Here is an 18,582-nt window from a genome sequence, read left to right on the forward strand (position 1 = left end):
TTAGGCAAAAACCTTTACTTTTGCATTCGTTATCCTGAATACAATCTTTTTACCTTAAAGGAAACTAATACCTATTGAAGATTTGGAGCGGTCGACTGTGAAGTTAATCGCTTTTTTTGTGCCCTTAAATGAAGGTCGGTAGAGGGTAGGAAATGGCATGAAAAGCGTATTTCCACTTGTGTATTCTGTAGTTGTTAATGTAAAATCTGCGATTTAATTGTTGTTACTCCACCTTATTAAAATATAAGGCGGCTTTTAAAAGTACGCCACTTGCGAGGAGTGTGAGGATGAAAAAAAGGCGATAGCCGATGGCTTCTTGTAGTAATCCGGAGAAGAGTCCGGGAACCATTAACGCTAATACGAGCGTGGCACGGGCTATCGTATAAGGAGAAGGAGAGCTGTTATCGTCTTTCGGAAAGAAAGAGTTTTTAATCTGATTTATCAAGAGCGAACCATAGAGAAGCGAGCCAAAGCCCGTGGAAAACAACGCTATGACAACGCAACAACTGATGGCAGCCAAGCTGCCGGGTAAGGTGTAACTCAACGTGACATAGGCCAATGGGGGTAGAAGAATGGCGGCTAAGAGGAGCCTGATGGTGTAGCGGTGGTCTGTGTGTTTGTCGTATAGGCCGGCGGCAATACCTCCTAATGACAAGGCAAAGACCCCAAGCGTGCCTTGGACGAAGCCATATTCCTGCGGAGCAAGGCCCAATCCGCCATTATGCGAGGCGTCTATCAAGAATAGGATGGCCACTTTGGAGAGCAAACCATAGGCACTACAGTAAAGCAATAAGGGTAGCAAGTGCTTCCCCGATGGGTTAGAAAAGAACGAACGCAGCGTGTGGAGCGTGTCGGTCCACATGTTTTTTGGCATGAAAGCGTGAGCGTGTTCCGGTCGATGGTTGTAAGGAAGCGTATAATGGTTCCATAACCATAGGGCGATGGTAAGCCCGGCCAGTCCGTAAAACGCAATGCTCCAAGAGTAGCTGATACTGTTGCGATAGATGAGTTGCAGGTTGCCGGCCAGCATGATGAGGATTCCTTGTCCTACGATATTGGCCAAATTATGGAAAACAGCTCGTCCACCTAAAAACAGATGTGTATTATCGTGATTGACGTTTTGCTCGTATAGTTCATCGGTTATGTTGTCGTGCGTGGCCGCGGCAAAGGCTATGGCCCAGAAAAAGAACTGCGACCCTTGGAACCAAAGGGGTGATGAAATGGTGAAAGCTACGCCTCCCAAGGACGCCCCGATTAGAAGTTGCGCGGTGGAAACCCACCAGCGGCGGCTGAACGCAAGGCGTTGGAAAGGTCGCCATAAAGGTCGGATTACCCAAGGCAGGTACAGCCACGAGGTATAGAAGGTAATCTCGGCATTGCTAAGGCCCATTTGTTTATAGAAAATCAATGAGACAAGGGTGATAGCAATAAAGGGAATACCTTCCGTGAAATAAAGTGTTGGAATCCAATTCCAATGTTGGCGTCCGGGGAGCATGTAGCGTTGCTGATATAGAAAATTGCTGAATGGATGGTGTTTGGTTTATGAATAAGCTTCTTCAATGGCTGCGCCGGGATAATAGTGAAGAAGAATCTCGTCGTATAAGAATCCTTTTTCGCCCATCACGGCTGCTCCTATCTGGCACAATCCTACGCCATGTCCCCATCCGGCACCCGTAAGTCGGAAGCGTTGAGGAATGCCGTTGTTGACATCAAATTTGTCAATGACAAAGGCACTGCTGTATAAGTGAGTGGGGCTAAGGGTACGTCTGATTTCCAATTCTTTACCGATGATGAGCGTCTTGAGCGTTCCAACGATTTTCAGTTGGCAGAGACGGCCGCTCACACCGCGTTCTACCGGGATGAGATCGGTAATCTCTCCGAAGTCGATACCCAACTTCTCAAGGATTAACCGGCGTAGTTCGTCTTGCGTATAGTCTACCGTCCAACGGTAAAAATCGGTGGTTTCTTGGTCGTAATCGTTCAATACTTGGCTGAGAATGTGCTTATCTGTCGTGTTGCAAAAAGCCTTTGGAGCCGTACGTATCCATTCTTCGGCATTGGTTTCGATGGTCAGGTCGGGTTGTGAAGGCTCGCAAGGAGTGAGGTCGCGCAGCTTGGCCAAATAGGGTTTGCGGATATTTTCCCAGCAATATTGGAACTCCTCCACCATGCCTCCGCAACTTTTGGAGAATCGTGCGTCACAAATTTCGTTTTCGTAAGTCAGAATTCGTCCTCGCGTTGCGGCTATGGCTTGCGCCACGTGGGGTGAGGTTTCTTTCGTAATGCCTTGATAGCGCTGGCAATGATCATCGGCACAGACGTCAAACAGCGTATGGTCCTCACGGTCGTACCAGCGGATGAGTCGCTCATTGTCTTGAATGCAGGAGGCTGATTGTACGTGGCCTTCGTCTATTTGGGTACGTTTGGCCATCTGTGCCAGCAGCCAACTGCGTGAGATAACGGCGTGGGCTTTAAGTAATTCCAAGCTGGAGGTGGCGCTCATTTCGCTGGATATGACACTTTCAAGATAGTCCTCTACCGGCAACTCGTTGACAGCGAAAATCTTGTCGTGGTCAATGATGAGGTGAAGACGACCGGTGAAAGTCTGTGTCTCCTTGCGTTGCCAATGGAAATTGACACCAATCGTGACATCGGTGAGCGAAAAAGAAGAATGGCGATCGGAAGGAGTGAAAAGAAGATCAGTATATAAGGAGCCGTTCCATTCTATTTTTCGGTCCTCGGAAAGCGTTACGGTTTGTTCGCCGGTAAGCAGCTTTTCATTGAAAAAATAAGGTTGGTTGAGAATAAAACGAATGGTTTGCCCGGATACGATTCCAACGGAAACAGTGGGTTCGTTGGCAAAGAATTTTGAGACAGTAAGCGATTGCTTGGGAGAATCGCCATTTATGGTCTTTTGCATAGTTATAAGAATTATCTGGTTTTACGTGCAAATATAATACAATTTGGGCAAAACTTGTGGCTTTTGTCGTGTTTTTTAGTAACTTTGCAGCAAATATATCTATATGGAAGGAACTAAAAAATCGCTTCTGGGATTGACGCTGTCAGAGTTGAAAACTGTAGCGAAAGAGTTGGGTATGCCGGCCTTTACGGGTGGGCAGATGGCCGAATGGATTTATAAACATCACGTGAAGGCTATCGAAGATATGACCAATATCTCTAAAGTCAACAGACAAAAACTTGAAGAAAACTACACGATAGGATGTGCTGAGCCCCTTGATGCACAGCATTCTATGGATGGAACGATAAAATATCTCTTTCCTACAGCAGGAGGAAAATTCGTAGAGACTGTCTATATTCCCGATAAGGATAGGGCCACGCTGTGCGTGTCGTGTCAGGTTGGATGCAAGATGAATTGTTTGTTTTGCCAGACCGGCAAGCAGGGATTTGAAGGCAGCCTCTCCGCACGGGATATTCTGAATCAGATTTATTCGCTTCCCGAGATAGACAATCTCACCAATGTGGTCTTTATGGGGCAGGGGGAACCTATGGATAATTTGGATGAGGTGCTACGTGCCACCCAAATCCTGACGGCCGATTATGCTTGGGCATGGAGCCCCAAGCGCATAACGGTGAGCAGTGTGGGCGTGAAAAAGAAGCTGCGTCGCTTTTTGGATGAAAGCGATTGTCATGTGGCAATCAGTTTACATTCACCCATCGCCGACCAGCGAGCTGAACTCATGCCGGCACAAAAAGGAATGAGTATAGAGGAAATCGTGGATTTATTGAAGAACTATGACTTCAGTCATCAGCGCAGACTCTCATTTGAATACATTGTTTTCGGTGGAGTGAACGACAGTATGACTCACGCCCGTGAGCTTGTGAAGCTGTTGCATGGATTGGAATGTAGGGTAAATCTGATACGTTTTCATCAGATTCCCAACGTGCCATTGAAGGGAGCGGACGAGCAAACCATGGAGAAATTCAGGGATTATCTGACCACTCATGGAGTGTTTACGACCATCAGGGCCAGTCGGGGAGAGGATATTTTCGCGGCGTGTGGCTTGTTGTCGACCTCAAAGAAAATCGGTGAGATACGCCATGAGCAGTAAATGGCTCTTTTCTGCCAGTCTCGTGATAGCGATAGGTTTGGCCGGTTGCTCGGGTAAAACACAAGGTAAGCATGGTCGGAACCTTAAAAGAAATTATGAAATAGAGCGGAAAGTAGAGCAGACATTTGGTGTGAAGCTGAATGTTCCTGCCGAAATCCATTCAAGCAAGGAGGGCAAGTATTTCCTTTGGCTTTCAAATAATGCCGCCGAGCAAATGAAGAATTTGGTGGTTTATGAGGTCAACTATAATGAGGGAATGCCATTGACGCCGGAACGGTTTTGTTACTTGCGTGACAGCGTAATGCGGCAGCACATAAAAGGAGAGACCGATGTCATGTATATGATGACGGTGAAAGAAAGCGTACGGGTAGAATGGAATCAGAAGCGCAATGAAGGTATGGTCAGCGGGCTATGGGCAATGAAGGGTGACGCCATGGGCGGCCCTTTTAGGGCAAAAGTGATAGTGAAGCCGGATAGCATGGCCCATAGGTTGCTGATAGTGGAAGGCTTCCTTTATGCGCCTGCCATTAGAAACAAGAAAAATCTGCTCAATCAGATTGAAAATGTATTGAGCTCAATTAAATACTAACAAAATGGAAAATAGAAAAATTCGCGTTGCCATAACCCATGGTGACACAAATGGAATTGGATATGAACTCATCTTTAAAACCTTTGCGGAGCCTGAAATGTTGGAGTTGTGTACTCCTATTATTTATGGTTCGCCCAAAATAGCGGCTTATCATCGTAAGGCTTTGGATATTCAAGGCAACTTTACGATTATAAACAGCGCGGAGGAAGCCAGTGAGGGGAAGTTAAACTTACTGCCATGTTTTGACGATGAGGTGAAGGTAGATTTCGGAACGCCGACCGTGGAAAGTGGACGAGCAGCTTTGAAAGCTATTGATAGGGCGATGACTGATTTTCGTGAGGGAGCTTTCGACGTATTGGTGGCCGCGCCTTTATGCAATAGTAATATACAAGGTGATGGCTTTAAATTTCCCGGTCATCGTGAATATATAGAAACAAGTTTGGGAAACAGCAAGAAAGGTTTGCTGGTTTTTGTAAACGATAGTATTCGTATGGTGCAGTTGACACATCAGGTCGCACTGCAGGATGTGGCTGCCGCGGTTACAAAAGAGAAAGTAGAAGAAAAGTCTACGTTGTTGTTTGAGGCTTTGCGACGTGACTTTAATATATCCAATCCCAGAGTGGCAGTGTTGTCATTGAACCCGCTTGGTAAGGATGGATCTTGGGGGACGGAAGAGAATCAGGCGATTATTCCGGCCGTGGAGAATATGTTTGACAACAAGCGTGTTAATGCTTTTGGTCCTTATGCGGCAGACGTGTTCTTCGATAAGGGGTACTATAAGGAGTTTGATGGTGTGGTAGCGATGTATCATGACCAAGCTGTGATTCCATTGAGTATCTTGTCTGCGGAGCCTACAGTTAAGTTATTAACGGGCTTACCGTTGGTATGTACCACTCTGTATGCCGATAATTGTTTTGAGAATGCCGGAAAGAATGTTTGTGATCCTAATGCTTTCAGAAAGGCAATTTACTTGGCTATCGACGTGTTCCGTAATCGCGAGCGTTTTCAAGAGCCTTTGGCAAATCCATTGCAGAAACTCTATCATGAGAAAAGGGATGAGAGTGAGAAAGTAAGATTCTCTGTACAGAAAAAGCGTGAGTTCAATAAAGACGCCGCTCAGGCTAAGCGTCCGCAGAAGCCACAAGGTAAACCCGACGAAGAAGGAAATAAAGAATGAAGAAGAAATATCAGAACGGTTTCTTTGCCTTTGGTATCATCGTATTGGTGATTATGGTCACCCAACTCGATTTTACTCAAGTTTGGGAGGGCTTGAGGCATGCCGGCTATTGGTTTTTTGCCGTGTTGCTGTTGTGGTTTTTCCTCTATATGTTCAACACGGCGGCGTGGTATGTCATCATCATGAGCCAAGACGCAAATGCAGGGAAATCGTCGGATATATCTTTCTTTTGGCTGTATAAAGTTACAATTTCCGGTTTCGCACTCAATTATGCTACTCCCGGTGGCTTGATGGGAGGTGAACCTTATCGGGTTATGGAGCTGACACCTAAGATAGGGTCGGAGCGTGCGTATTCCTCGGTGATACTTTATGCCATGACTCATATCTTCAGTCATTTTTGGTTTTGGGCATTGTCTATCTTACTGTATTTGATAACTCAACCACTTGATGTGGTGATGGGAGTGTCGCTTACGGCGGCCGGAGCGTTTTGCGTATTAGGCTTGTGGTTCTTTATTTCGGGTTATCGGAAGGGCTTGGCCGTAAGGGTCATGAATGTAATCCGTCATATTCCGTTTGTAAAGAAATGGGCCCAACCTTTTGTAGAGAGCCATAGGGAGCAGTTAGACGCCATTGATCGGCAAATAGCGGCATTGCATAAGCAGAATCCAAAGTCATTTATAGGTGCCGTAACATTGGAGTTGCTGTGCAGAATATGCTCTGCCTTGGAGATTTATTTTATATTATTGGTAATGATGCCGGAGGCCAATTACATTCAGTGTATCTTGATTTTGGCCTTTACAACATTGTTTGCGAATCTCTTGTTTTTTATGCCTTTGCAATTGGGAGGACGTGAAGGAGGTTTTGTACTTTCGACAACCAATTTGGGAATAACGTACAGTGCCGGTGTGTTTGTGGCGCTTATTGTGCGCATTCGTGAGCTGGTGTGGACGGGAATAGGACTTTTATTGATAAAGTTAGATAAGTCAGGAGGCTCCAAGACGCCCATAAAATCATGACGATGTATTTTCCCAAGATATATTAAAAAACTGCCAGAATTGCAGATTATTGGAATTAAATAAGTAATTTTGTCACCAAATGAATACTTCGGAACTGCAGAAAATAAAGCAAAGATATAACATCGTTGGCAATTGCGATGGGCTGAATCGTGCGCTTGATGTTGCTCTTCAAGTGGCGCCTACGGATCTTAGTGTGCTGATAGTAGGAGAAAGTGGTGTCGGAAAAGAAATATTCCCAAGAGTAATCCACGATAATTCTCCTCGCAGACGTGAGAAATATTTTGCGATAAACTGTGGTTCTATCCCCGAAGGAACAATTGACAGCGAACTCTTTGGCCATGAAAAAGGCTCATTCACGGGAGCTGTCGGTGAGAGTGAGGGCTATTTTGGCGTGGCTAATAAAGGCACTATCTTCTTAGATGAGGTAGGAGAATTGCCCTTGGCGACGCAGGCCCGGCTCTTAAGAGTTTTGGAAACAGGCGAGTATATTCGTGTGGGAGGGCAGAAAATATTGAAAACGGATGTCCGCATTGTAGCGGCTACCAATGTCAATATGCGTAAAGCAATCAGCGAAGGACGTTTTCGTGAGGATTTATTTTATAGGTTGAATACCATCCCCGTTTCTGTTCCACCACTGCGTGACCGTGGAGAAGACATTGTATTGCTGTTCCGTTTGTTTGCGATGCAGATGGCGGAGAAATACCGATTGCCCAAGATAACCCTTACATCAGAGGCAAAACAATTGCTACTAAAGTACAAATGGCCGGGCAATGTACGCCAACTCAAGAACATAACGGAGCAAATGTCTGTCTTGAGCAAGCTCCGTGAGATAGATGCAGATACGATGTTGCAATTTATTCCTCAAGATGCGGAGAGCAGAGAGCTGGCACCTATCGCTTCTGCCGGTGCACATTCTTACGAGAACGAGCGTGAACTCCTATATAAAATATTGTATGAGTTGCGTGGTAACGTGAGTGATTTGCGTCGTGAAATGAACGGTTTGCGCAAGCAATTGGATGAAGCCCAGTCTTTCTCCGGTGCCGCTGCGATACAAGCTCAACAATTTGATAGCTCCCGAAACTTCCCTGCTGTGCAAGCTGATGTGGACCCGCGACGCACTACTATTTTAGATGCGGTAGCTGAAGAAATCAGTGAACCGGAGAGCTTAAACTTAAGTGATCTCGGTCGGCAAATGGTGGAGAAAGCCTTGGAACGTAATGGAGGAAATCGTAAAAAAGCAGCTCAAGAACTGGGAATATCCGATAGAACGCTTTATAGGAGAATCAAACAGTTTGGTTTGGACTAACCTCTTTTCTAACAATATGCCCTTGTAGTGTATATACTTTTACGAATAGACTGCTAATATAGTGATGATGCGTAAACAATTCTATAATAATTTGAAGAATGCTATTTCAAGGAGAAGCTCGTTTTCAAGTGCTTTTCAATTTCTTATTATATTCGGAATAGTGGTCGTTGTATTATCTTCTTGCGCGATCAAGGTTAGAATGGATGGAGCAAGTATTGACTATACAAAGACTAAGACCATACAGATTTCTGATTTTCCGATTCGTTCGAGTTATGTTTGGGGCCCGATGGGACCAATGTTTAATAACACTTTGAAGGATCAATTCTCCAATCATACCAAGCTTATACAAGTACGTCGTAATGGCGATATGAAGATAGAAGGTGAGATAACCCAATATAGTCAGCGCAATAAAGGTGTTTCGAGTGATGGGTATTCTACGCAGGTTGAGTTGTCTATTACTGTGAATGTGCGGTTTACAAACAATGCTAACCATGCGGAAGACTTTGAACAACAGTTTACTGCTTCGAAACCATACGACTCAAAGCAAAGCTTGAACTCCGTTCAAAATGAATTAGTTACACAAATGTGTAAAGATCTTTGTAAGGATATATTTAATGCTACCGTCGCCAGATGGTAATTTCTGAAAGCAATATTTATGAATTTGACTGAGTTGATACAGCACCCGGAGCGAATGGATCGTGAGACCTTATATGATCTGCGAAGCCTTTTGGCTCTGCATCCGTGTTTTCAGACGGCCAGACTCCTTTTATTGCAGAATCTATATATCCTTCATGATTCTTCTTTTGATGAGGAATTAAGAAAAGCCGCTATTTATATCACAGATCGTCGGGTGATATTCAATATGATAGAAGCTGCTCACTATAAGCTCCGAACCATAGAGGAGAAAAAAGTGAAAGAGCATTCTAATAAGGAAAATACAAGCAGGACGATTTCTTTAATTGAAGATTTCTTAGAGACAATACCCGTAGACGAGTCAGAGAATGCACGCCGACCAAAGCGCAAACCCACCCCGGCGGATGCGGCGGTAGACTATGTTTCCTATCTGTTAGAGGTTGAGTCGGAGGAAGCGATGGTAGAAAAGAAAGTGAGCACCCCGCAGATGAGAGGTCAAAGCCTTATTGATAATTTTATTAATAATGAGGGTGGCAGCTTCACGTTGCAGGACACTCCGGAGTATTTGCCACAGCTTGACGAGAATACTTCGGAAGATGTTGAGCAAGTAGGTGAGGAAGGTTACTTTACAGAAACTTTGGCCAAAATCTATATAAAACAAGCTCGTTATTCCAAAGCACTCGAAATTATTAAGCGATTAAATTTGAATTATCCAAAAAAAAATGCTTACTTTGCAGACCAAATACGTTTCTTGGAGAAATTAATTCTGAACGAATCGCATGCTAAGCGTAAATGATTTTGACTTTAGTAGCGGTTGGGAAAACAAGAAATAGTGGCTTTGTTGTGTTTGAAATCACTGATGAGCAATCAATAAAAAACAAAATAAAACAAAAATGATTTACACATTATTCGTAATTCTTATTGTCCTGGCATCAATTCTGATGATTGGAATTGTTCTTATACAGGAGTCTAAGGGTGGTGGTTTGGCTTCAAACTTCTCGTCTTCAAATTCTATTATGGGTGTTCGTAAGACCAATGACGTTGTTGAAAAAGCAACGTGGGTACTTGCTGTTTCTATGGTAGTTCTTAGCGTAATTTGTGCTTATGTAGCTCCAATAGCTGTGACTGATCAGAGCGTAATGGAGAATAATGCCATCGAAAATGCCGCAACCAATCCAAATAACGCACCCGGGTTTGGAGCCAGTCAGTCACCTGCAGCCGGGCAGAAAGCTGCTCCTCAGCAATCTACAGCACCTGCAGCTAAGCCTTCTACAGCAAAATAATGCTGTAATAGGCATAAAATAGAATTGGTGTGCAAAAAATATTATATTTTATTTGGCCGAAAAGAATAAATATAGTATCTTTGCACTCGATTTCAAGAAGCAACCAACATGGTGCCCGTAGTTCAGTTGGTTAGAGCGTCAGATTGTGGTTCTGAATGTCGTGGGTTCGAATCCCACCGGGCACCCAATAGAAAAATAAGCGGAAGTCTTTATACAAAAGGGCTTCCGCTTTTTGTTTAATATCCTATCATGGTTATTCTTTTGATAGGTCGTTTAAGAGTTTTATCTCAGAGGTGGTAGTTTTTTTGATGGGATAGTTTTATCAAAAGGCAAAGCAATCAGCTTAATGTGTGGCTGTCGCCAGCTTTCTTGCGGTCTCGATGATGGTGTCGAATCCTTGGTAGGTATCTGCTATTGTCATGTCTATTTTGTGCGTAGGATCAATGCCGAATTCGGTGGATTGCTTGTCTTTATCAAACATGGGGCAGGCAGAAAAACGAACTCCCCAGCCATTGGGAAGCTCACTCGAGAACGGCATACCGGCGCCACCACCTGATTTGTCGCCCACAATGATAGCTCCACAGCATTTCATGTATTTCACGAACTCATTGGCGGCGCTGTACACCTGTCGATTGGTCAGAACAAAAACTTTCTTTTGCCACCGCAAGCCTTTGTAGGGTTTGAGCCATTGTTCTTGCATCGGCGAGAAATCATTATGTCCTTTTCCCGTCTTATGCTGCATGTAGCCTACCAGCAGTTCCTCGTTGGTGAAGCGGGCGGCCAGCTCTTCCGCACTGGTCAACATGCCGCCACTATTTTCACGAATGTCAATAATCAATGCGTTGCAAGTAAGAAATTCGTTCAGGATATTGGTTAAGGCACCGCCCCCGAACTCATGTTGAAACGTGGGACAACGCAAATAACCTATGTTGTCATCAAGCACTTTGTACTTTAATCCTCCGGCTATTTTATAATCAGTGCCGAGATATTGCTCAACCAATGATTCGGAATAGTTGGCCGGATAGTCCTCGTGAAAACTCCAATTGCGGGCAATGTCGAAGCCCGAATAAAGGTTGACATGGCCGTCACGCAGTTCCTTGAGCATATTGCCCAATACCTCAAAAAGTTGCGTATTGGTCATGTCGTCACTGATTTGAGGGCTGAAACGGGCATATACTTCGTTCCAATCGAGGCCATATAGCCCGGCTTTGTAGTCAAAGAAGCTGTAGTGTTCGTCTATGATACGCCATAACGCCTCGAAATTGCCCCGTGGATTATCGGGATATTGATCCTCATCCACGCAACTGCTGACCACTGCCGGCAGGAGCAGTAACATAAGATAACCTATTATTATATGTACTCTTCTCATGGATATGATTGAAGATTAGAGGATGAGGCCCACGATAAAGGCGTTAGAATAAATGTGTTGTTTCAGGTGGTTGACCCGTGCTTGTTGGAAATCACCCAAGTAGCCAACACGGAGCATGCGTCGGCCGATATTAAAATCAAGCGTAAGCAATTGGCGCATAGATGGTGCGTTTCCCGGCCATGTAGGCACGATGTTGTGGTCATAGTTGCCCTTTGAGAAAATCTCATAGTACGACTGACCGTAATTAGGTGAGAACATCAGCCCCGCAAGTGGCAGGTTCAGCTCATATCTTACGGTGAGTGCACGGCGTGCCACTCGGAATTTATATTGTGCCGATGCGTTTGGCGAAATGTCAAACATGGCTTTGGCTTGTGCCGGGTTGTTGCTGTTGCGGGTGTTGTAGATAAATCCCAATGTCAGTTCTGCCATGATTCCGGCCTTTAGATTGAGGTTGCCATCCATCAAGTCCCAATTGTAGTGGCGGCCCCAGCCGAAGTTGTAGGCCCCGGCCATTTCCCTTCCCTCGCCCGAACGGTTGTCCGTATAAGCCAGTGAGCCTTGGTTGATGACTTGCGTTGACATGCGGCTACCCGTCTTGCGATACGTAGTGTGTGAGAGATACCTCACTTCCGGTCCCGAATATTTCTCGGGCGAGAGGTACGTATCGAGTATGTTGCTGCTGCCGATTCCTATCATGCGGGCCTTCACGACCGACTTCTGTCGGGGTTGGGCTATGTAAACCGTGTCGTGGATGATGGTCTGTGCCCAAGTGGCCGAGGGGCAACCTCCTAAGAGGAGCAAGATTATCATGTTCTTGAACTTCATGGCTTGCGAGTGTTTTATTTGAGGTCTTCGTCCGAAAAGAGATTAAGCTGGCCGGTCATTTCGTCAATCACCTGTTGTTGGCTCTTGCCTTTGTCAGGGTCTAAGTTCTCCGGTTCCTCGTTTTCTTCCTCATCGTGACCGTCCGTCTCCTCCGGTTCGGGGAAGCGTAGCGGTTCCAATTCCTCCACCTTACTTATTTCCCATGTGGTCAGTCGCTTGCCTTTGGCCTTGAAACTCTTTTGGCTGATGAACTGCTCGGCGTCGATTTCCTCCTCCGGGCGCATGGCGTCCACACCACCATAGGTCACTTTGATGCGTGGATAAACCGTGTCGGTAAGCAGTAGCAACTGTGATTTCTCATTTTCACCGATGAAGTTCTGATGGCGCTTTGTGGCGTCCATGGTGAATCGTTTGAGGTAGGGGAATCCGTTGTTGTCGGCGTCGTAGAGCACCGCTGTCCATATCTTGTGCTCATCCCACTTCTCTATGCGAAGCATGTTGTCCTCATAATGGTTGTTGGCATCAAAGTTCGTGACGTAAAAATCGCCATTGGGCAATACCACCAATATCTGGTCTTCGTCGTAGAACTCACCCATGAAGCGTCCATGCTCATCGTAGTTGATGCGGTTAACATCGGGGTCAAACCACACCTTGCGTCCTCCCAAGGTGCTGTGGCCATGGCTTTTCAGGCCGATACGGTGGATGGGACGCTTGGTCAGGATAACGCCTTGGGCGCTTCGGTTCTTGATATTGACGGTGCTGAAGTCACGATCCATAAAGATACTTTGGCGCTTTTTCAGCGGATCATTCTCCAAAGTAACCTTTATAACCTCCGCTTCGCCATTGGGATTGGCCGTAAAGTAGATTACCTTTGAGCCCGGCGTGCCCTTCGTCAGGTCGTATTCGCGGTCGCGGGTGATGGATGGCACGTTGAAACGCTTGATGTAATAGAAGCCTTGTTTGCCGTCACGATACACCGCGTTGTAAATGGTGCGGCGGTCGTTGCGCTTGAATACCTGCACGTGGATGATGTTCTTGCCCACAAATATCTTATCGGCCACCTTCACCACCTTGAAAATTCCGTTCTTATAGAAGATGATGATGTCGTCAATGTCGGAGCAGTTGCATACGAACTCATCCTTTTTCAGGCCCGTACCAATGAACCCTTCGCTGCGATTGATGTAAAGTTTCTCGTTGGCTTCCACCACTTTGGTGGCCTCGATGGTGTCGAATGAGCGGATTTCCGTTCTGCGGGGATGGTCTTTGCCGTACTTGTTCTTGATGAATTCAAACCAATGTATCGTCACGTCCGTCATGTGGGCGAGGTCGTGGTCGATGTCTTTTATCTCCGCATTCATCTTGGCTATCAGCTCATCGGCTTTGTTCTTGTTGAATTTCAGGATGCGTTGCATCTTGATTTCCATGAGCCTTAGGATGTCGTCACGGGTCACCTCACGGATGAAGTCAGGCTTGAAAGGCTCCAAACGGCTGTCGATGTGCTTCACGACAGTATCCATGTCTTTGGCCTCTTCAAACTTCTTATCCTTGTAAATGCGCTCCTCGATGAAGATACGTTCCAGCGAAGCGAAGAATAGTTGCTCAAGCAGCTCGTCCTTTCTTATCTGCAATTCCTTGCGCAGCAGTCCCATCGTGCGGTCTACGCTGTGGCGCAGCACGTCGCTCACGGTGAGGAAGCACGGCTTGTTATCTTCAATGACGCAGCAGTTGGGTGAGATATTTATCTCGCAATCGCTGAACGCATAGAGGGCGTCAATGGTCTTGTCCGATGATACACCCGGTGCCAAATGTACCAAAATCTCCACTTCGGCCGCCGTGTTGTCTTCTATTTTCTTGGCTTTTATCTTACCTTTCTCTACGGCCTTCGTTATCGAGTCGATGAGCGTGGCCGTTGTTTTACTGAAAGGAATCTCCTTGATGACGAGCGTCTTGTTGTCGAGTTTCTCTATGCGAGCCCTCACCTTGAGCACGCCTCCGCGCTGTCCGTCGTTGTATTTGCCGGCGTCAATGCTGCCACCCGTGGGGAAGTCGGGGAGCAGTAGGAAGTCCTCGCCCCGCAAATAGTGGATGGCCGCGTCGCAGATCTCATTGAGGTTGCTGGGCAATATCTTACTGCTCAAGCCCACGGCAATACCTTCCGCGCCCTGCGCCAACAGCAAAGGGAACTTCGCCGGCAGCGTGATAGGCTCCTTGTTACGCCCATCGTAGGACTGTTGCCAGTCGGTGGTCTTGGGGTTGAAGACCACGTCGAGCGCGAATTTAGACAGTCTTGCCTCGATATAACGTGGGGCCGCGGCCCGGTCGCCGGTGAGGATGTTGCCCCAGTTACCTTGACAGTCGATGAGCAAGTCCTTTTGTCCCATCTGCACCAAGGCGTCACCTATGGAGGCGTCGCCATGCGGATGAAACTGCATCGTGTGGCCTACGATGTTGGCCACCTTGTTGTAGCGTCCGTCGTCCATGCGTTTCATGGAGTGCAGGATGCGCCGTTGCACCGGCTTCAGTCCGTCCTCTATGTGGGGCACGGCACGTTCCAAAATCACGTAAGAGGCATAATCCAAGAACCAATTTTGGTACATGCCGCTCAAGTGATGTACGGCCGAGGCGTCAAACCTGTTCACGGGTTTGTAGTCGGAGTGAGTATCTGTGGTGTTCAGCTCTTCTTTTTCTTCCAACTGTTCGTTGTCAATTATCTCGTCGTCCATATAAAAATGCGATGTTAATGCAATCTATGCAAAGATACTAAAATCATTTTAAAAAGCGCCATATAATAGATGTTACATATAGAAAAGCCCCCTATTATGTAGTATATTTTAAATATTGGGTTGTGTAAATTAAAGAAAACAGTAGCTTTTGTGTCGTTGTATGGAAACATTTTGTATCTTTGCAACAAATCATGATCAAACCATGAAACAGCAAAAGATAAAAGTCATGTTGACCGATGAGGCCAAAGAATTTATTGGCTTACAAAATATCAAGGCTCAAAAGAAAATATACTACAATATATACAAGGTTGAAGCGGGTGTCAAAGAGGTAGATATTTTCAAGAAACTTGACGGTAGTGACATTTGGGAGTTTAGAACTTTGTATGGCGGAACTTGCTATCGGCTCTTTGCTTTTTGGGATACGGATGGCGAGACTTTGGTCATTGCGACTCATGGTATTGTAAAGAAGACGCAGAAAACGCCATTAAAGGAAATCGCAAAGGCTGAAAATATAAGGAAAGAATACTTTAACAGTAAAAAGGAATAGGCTATGTCGAAGATAAATTTAACCCCCGCTGATGACATGAAAGATGTCATTTTTGGGAAAATAGGTACTTTTGAACGTGATGAAATGGAGGCGCAACTGAAAGAAGAGGTTAATGCCTTTTATGTGGGCGAGGCTATTCGCAAAGCTCGTCAAGCACAAAATCTAACGCAGGAAGAATTAGGTGAGCGGATAGGTGTAAAGCGTTCGCAGATTTCCAAGTTAGAAAAAGGTAGGAGTGTTATAACTCTTCCGACCATCAGTAGAGTCTTTAAGGCGCTTGGTATCTCTACGGGGACGCTTGATTTAGGCGTTGCCGGTAAGGTGGTACTGTGGTAATGAAGTAGTTTTTTGTCCGCTTTTTTGATAGAAAAACAGCCTTTTGGGTTTTGACAATATAGCAAGGGAAATGTTTAAAAATGGGCTTCGAGAGTCTGATAGAATCAGTCTCGGAAGTTGAAAGGATAGCTTTTAAAAATCAAAAGCTATCCTTTTGGCGTATAATAGGGCTGCGATTACACCGGAAACAAGTCTTTTTTGAAGTATCAAACAAGGTCTTTGATGTGTAAAATCGAGCGCATTGAAACGCCGGGTGTGGGTAAGTTGTTGATAATCAGATAATAGGTTTGCTTGCTAAATAAGGCGATATTTCCTACCAAAATATTTTTCTTGGAAAATAATGCCACTTTTTTGAGCTTGTTTGTAAAGGTTTTTGACAGTGTAAAATGGCTTTTGGTGAGGGCTCGGAGTTACGTGCGCATTTGCTTGTTAAGTAATAAATTAGTGTTAAGGAATGAGAGATTTGTAACAAAACAGTCGTTTTATAACTTTTTTTGTGTTATCTTTGTATGGATTAAAAAGTAAATTATTAGAAATATGAAGACATTTTATACATTATTGTTAGTAGCGTTTATAGGTGTTCAGGATGGCCAAGCGCAGAGTGTTCAGTACCGTACCATGCCCCGTCAGGAGCTTGAGAACTTGGAGTTGAAGACCGTTAAGGATTTTGAGAACGCACAAGATAAGGCGAAACGTGCCGAAAGTCGCATGAAGGACGCTAAGAAATCCTATGATGATTTTAAGAAACAATATCGCCAATTCAAGAAAGAAGCCGCTGAACAAAAGAAGGCTTTGAAAAAGGTAAGAGAAGCGCTGAAGTTGCGTGATAAGTTGAAGAAGCTGTCCGATTAAGCGGTTTTGGGCGCCCCTCCTTGGGGTAGCCGCGATAGGAAACAGAGGTCAAAGAAACTGTCGCTACATGTCGTATGTAGTATTTGGTAGATGATGTTTACCAAGCGGGGCGGTTTCTTTGGCCGCTTTGCGTATATTGGCCATTTGCGTTCTGCGTGACGGTCATGCCGAAATCGCTCTTTTAAGTTGTTTTTACACGCGGGCAAAGCGTTGTTGGGAAAAAAGTAGTATCTTTGTAGCGATTTTTGAATATTTAAAAAGTTTATGGCACAAGAAGATGTTTTCAAGAAGATAGTAAGCCATTGTAAAGAGTATGGCTTCGTCTTTCCCAGCAGTGAAATCTATGATGGCTTGGGCGCTGTTTATGATTATGGTCAGAACGGCGTAGAGCTTAAAAACAATATCAAGCAATATTGGTGGCAAAGTATGGTGTTGCTCCACAACAACATCGTGGGCATTGACGCCGCCATATTCATGCACCCCACCACTTGGAAGGCGTCGGGCCACGTGGACGCGTTCAACGATCCATTGATTGACAACCGCGATTCCAAGAAACGCTATCGTGCCGATGTGCTCATCGAGGACCAGATAGCCAAGTATGATGAGAAAATTCAGAAGGAAGTGGCCAAGGCTCGCAAGCGTTTTGGCGATAGCTTTGATGAAGAGAAATACATGGAGACCAGCGAGCGCGTGAAAGAAGCTAAGGAAAAGCGCGACGCTTTGCACGCTCGCTACGCCGAGGCCATGCAGGGTCCCAACTTGGAAATGCTGAAACAAATCATCGTTGATGAGGAAATCGTCGATCCTATCAGCGGCACCAAGAACTGGACCGACGTGCGTCAGTTCAACCTGATGTTCTCTACCGAGATGGGAGCCAGCGCCGACGCCGCCATGAAGGTGTACCTTCGTCCCGAGACCGCGCAAGGTATCTTCGTGAATTACCTCAACGTTCAGAAAACCGGTCGTATGAAACTGCCGTTTGGTATCGCCCAGATAGGTAAGGCATTCCGCAATGAGATCGTTGCCCGTCAGTTCGTTTTCCGCATGCGTGAGTTCGAGCAGATGGAGATGCAGTTCTTCTGTCAGCCCGGCACGGAGATGGAATGGTTCAATTATTGGAAGCAAGTGCGCCGTGCATGGCACGAAGCCCTCGGTATGGGAACGGAGAACTATCGCTTCCACGACCATGAGAAGCTGGCCCACTATGCCAATGCCGCGACCGATATTGAGTTTAAAATGCCCTTCGGTTTCAAGGAAGTGGAAGGTATTCACTCACGTACCAACTTCGACTTGGCCCAGCACGAGAAGTTCAGTGGTAAGAGTATCAAGTACTTTGACCCCGAGAAGAACGAGAGCTATGTGCCTTACGATGTCGAGACTTCTATCGGCGTGGACCGTATGTTCCTCAGCGTGCTCTGTCACTCTTACTGCGAGGAGACGCTCGAGAATGGCGAGAGCCGCGTCGTATTGAAGCTGCCCGAGGCATTGGCCCCCGTGAAGTGTGCCGTGTTCCCATTGGATAAGAAAGACGGACTGCCCGAATTGGCCGAGCAGATCGTGGACGAGTTGAAGTTCCATTTCAACACTCATTATGGCGATCCCAAGGATTCCATCGGTAAGCGCTACCGTCGTCAGGACGCCGTGGGTACACCGTTCTGCGTAACGGTTGACCATGAAACGCCCAAGGACCACAAAGTTACCTTGCGTTATCGTGACACGATGGAACAAGAGCGTGTCGACATCAGCCAACTTCGCTCCATTATCGAGGACCGCGTGAGCATTACCTCCGTGCTGAAGAAGCTGGGCGACGAGATTAAGAAGTTCTAATAGGTAGGTCGCCGCTTGGCGGCCAACCT

The 18,582-nt window shown here is 45.9% G+C and carries 17 protein-coding genes and 1 tRNA gene; 13 read left to right on the forward strand and 5 right to left on the reverse strand.

The features are described 5' to 3' along the window. Positions 1–223: 223 nt before the first annotated feature. Positions 224–1,495, reverse strand: a complete 1,272-nt coding sequence (locus tag VIR50_RS01745; RefSeq protein WP_331933430.1) for an MFS transporter — start codon at positions 1,493–1,495, stop codon at positions 224–226. A 45-nt stretch (positions 1,496–1,540) separates the two neighbouring features. Then, positions 1,541–2,920 (reverse strand): SpoIID/LytB domain-containing protein, encoded by a 1,380-nt coding sequence (locus VIR50_RS01750; RefSeq protein WP_331933431.1) that lies wholly within the window; start codon positions 2,918–2,920, stop codon positions 1,541–1,543. 103 nt (positions 2,921–3,023) lie between these two features. Between VIR50_RS01750 and rlmN the strand changes: the two genes are divergently transcribed. The 9 genes from rlmN to VIR50_RS01795 all read left to right on the forward strand — a co-directional run bounded on the left by rlmN (position 3,024) and on the right by VIR50_RS01795 (position 10,259). After that, positions 3,024–4,070 (forward strand): 23S rRNA (adenine(2503)-C(2))-methyltransferase RlmN, encoded by a 1,047-nt coding sequence (rlmN, locus tag VIR50_RS01755; RefSeq protein ID WP_331933432.1) that lies wholly within the window; start codon positions 3,024–3,026, stop codon positions 4,068–4,070. Further along, positions 4,060–4,659, forward strand: a complete 600-nt coding sequence (locus tag VIR50_RS01760) for a DUF4837 family protein (RefSeq protein ID WP_331933433.1) — start codon at positions 4,060–4,062, stop codon at positions 4,657–4,659. Before rlmN ends, VIR50_RS01760 begins: the two co-directional genes overlap by 11 nt. A gap of 4 nt (positions 4,660–4,663) precedes the next feature. Then, positions 4,664–5,836 (forward strand): PdxA family dehydrogenase, encoded by a 1,173-nt coding sequence (locus VIR50_RS01765; RefSeq protein WP_331933434.1) that lies wholly within the window; start codon positions 4,664–4,666, stop codon positions 5,834–5,836. Beyond that, positions 5,833–6,852 (forward strand): lysylphosphatidylglycerol synthase transmembrane domain-containing protein, encoded by a 1,020-nt coding sequence (locus tag VIR50_RS01770; protein ID WP_331933435.1) that lies wholly within the window; start codon positions 5,833–5,835, stop codon positions 6,850–6,852. Before VIR50_RS01765 ends, VIR50_RS01770 begins: the two co-directional genes overlap by 4 nt. A 79-nt stretch (positions 6,853–6,931) precedes the next feature. Then, positions 6,932–8,158 carry a sigma-54 interaction domain-containing protein gene (locus VIR50_RS01775; RefSeq protein WP_331933436.1) on the forward strand — a complete coding sequence of 409 codons (1,227 nt, stop codon included), beginning with the start codon at positions 6,932–6,934 and terminating at the stop codon, positions 8,156–8,158. A gap of 64 nt (positions 8,159–8,222) precedes the next feature. Next, on the forward strand, positions 8,223–8,795 hold the full coding sequence (locus VIR50_RS01780; protein WP_331933437.1) for an LptE family protein: 573 nt from the start codon (positions 8,223–8,225) through the stop codon (positions 8,793–8,795). Between the two features lie 18 nt (positions 8,796–8,813). Further along, positions 8,814–9,587, forward strand: a complete 774-nt coding sequence (locus VIR50_RS01785) for a tetratricopeptide repeat protein (RefSeq protein ID WP_331933438.1) — start codon at positions 8,814–8,816, stop codon at positions 9,585–9,587. 97 nt (positions 9,588–9,684) lie between these two features. After that, positions 9,685–10,074 (forward strand): preprotein translocase subunit SecG, encoded by a 390-nt coding sequence (gene secG, locus VIR50_RS01790; RefSeq protein ID WP_331933439.1) that lies wholly within the window; start codon positions 9,685–9,687, stop codon positions 10,072–10,074. A gap of 111 nt (positions 10,075–10,185) precedes the next feature. Further along, a tRNA-His gene (locus VIR50_RS01795) sits at positions 10,186–10,259 on the forward strand. Positions 10,260–10,417: 158 nt separating this feature from the next. On the opposite strand, the gene VIR50_RS01800 is transcribed toward VIR50_RS01795, so the two are convergent. From VIR50_RS01800 to VIR50_RS01810, 3 genes are read right to left on the reverse strand one after another with little or no spacing between them, the layout of a single operon-like run. Continuing rightward, the gene (locus VIR50_RS01800; RefSeq protein WP_331933440.1) at positions 10,418–11,443 is read right to left on the reverse strand and encodes a S41 family peptidase; all 1,026 of its coding nucleotides are present in this window, start codon (positions 11,441–11,443) and stop codon (positions 10,418–10,420) included. Positions 11,444–11,458: 15 nt separating this feature from the next. Further along, on the reverse strand, positions 11,459–12,268 hold the full coding sequence (locus VIR50_RS01805; RefSeq protein ID WP_331933441.1) for a DUF3316 domain-containing protein: 810 nt from the start codon (positions 12,266–12,268) through the stop codon (positions 11,459–11,461). A 14-nt stretch (positions 12,269–12,282) separates the two neighbouring features. After that, a complete protein-coding gene (locus tag VIR50_RS01810) occupies positions 12,283–14,991 on the reverse strand; it encodes a DNA gyrase/topoisomerase IV subunit A (protein WP_331933442.1) in 2,709 nt (902 codons plus the stop codon). A 226-nt stretch (positions 14,992–15,217) separates the two neighbouring features. Between VIR50_RS01810 and VIR50_RS01815 the strand changes: the two genes are divergently transcribed. The 4 genes from VIR50_RS01815 to VIR50_RS01830 all read left to right on the forward strand — a co-directional run bounded on the left by VIR50_RS01815 (position 15,218) and on the right by VIR50_RS01830 (position 18,553). After that, the gene (locus VIR50_RS01815) at positions 15,218–15,538 is read left to right on the forward strand and encodes a type II toxin-antitoxin system RelE/ParE family toxin (protein WP_414703514.1); all 321 of its coding nucleotides are present in this window, start codon (positions 15,218–15,220) and stop codon (positions 15,536–15,538) included. A 3-nt stretch (positions 15,539–15,541) separates the two neighbouring features. Further along, positions 15,542–15,874: a helix-turn-helix domain-containing protein gene (locus tag VIR50_RS01820; RefSeq protein WP_331933444.1), complete on the forward strand. Its 333-nt coding sequence runs from the start codon at positions 15,542–15,544 to the stop codon at positions 15,872–15,874. Between the two features lie 537 nt (positions 15,875–16,411). Further along, a complete protein-coding gene (locus tag VIR50_RS01825) occupies positions 16,412–16,726 on the forward strand; it encodes a hypothetical protein (protein WP_331933445.1) in 315 nt (104 codons plus the stop codon). A 264-nt stretch (positions 16,727–16,990) separates the two neighbouring features. After that, on the forward strand, positions 16,991–18,553 hold the full coding sequence (locus VIR50_RS01830) for a glycine--tRNA ligase (RefSeq protein ID WP_331933446.1): 1,563 nt from the start codon (positions 16,991–16,993) through the stop codon (positions 18,551–18,553). The last annotated feature ends 29 nt before the right edge of the window (positions 18,554–18,582 follow it).

The organism is Prevotella sp. (genome assembly GCF_036570325.1).
GTDB lineage: Bacteria > Bacteroidota > Bacteroidia > Bacteroidales > Bacteroidaceae > Prevotella.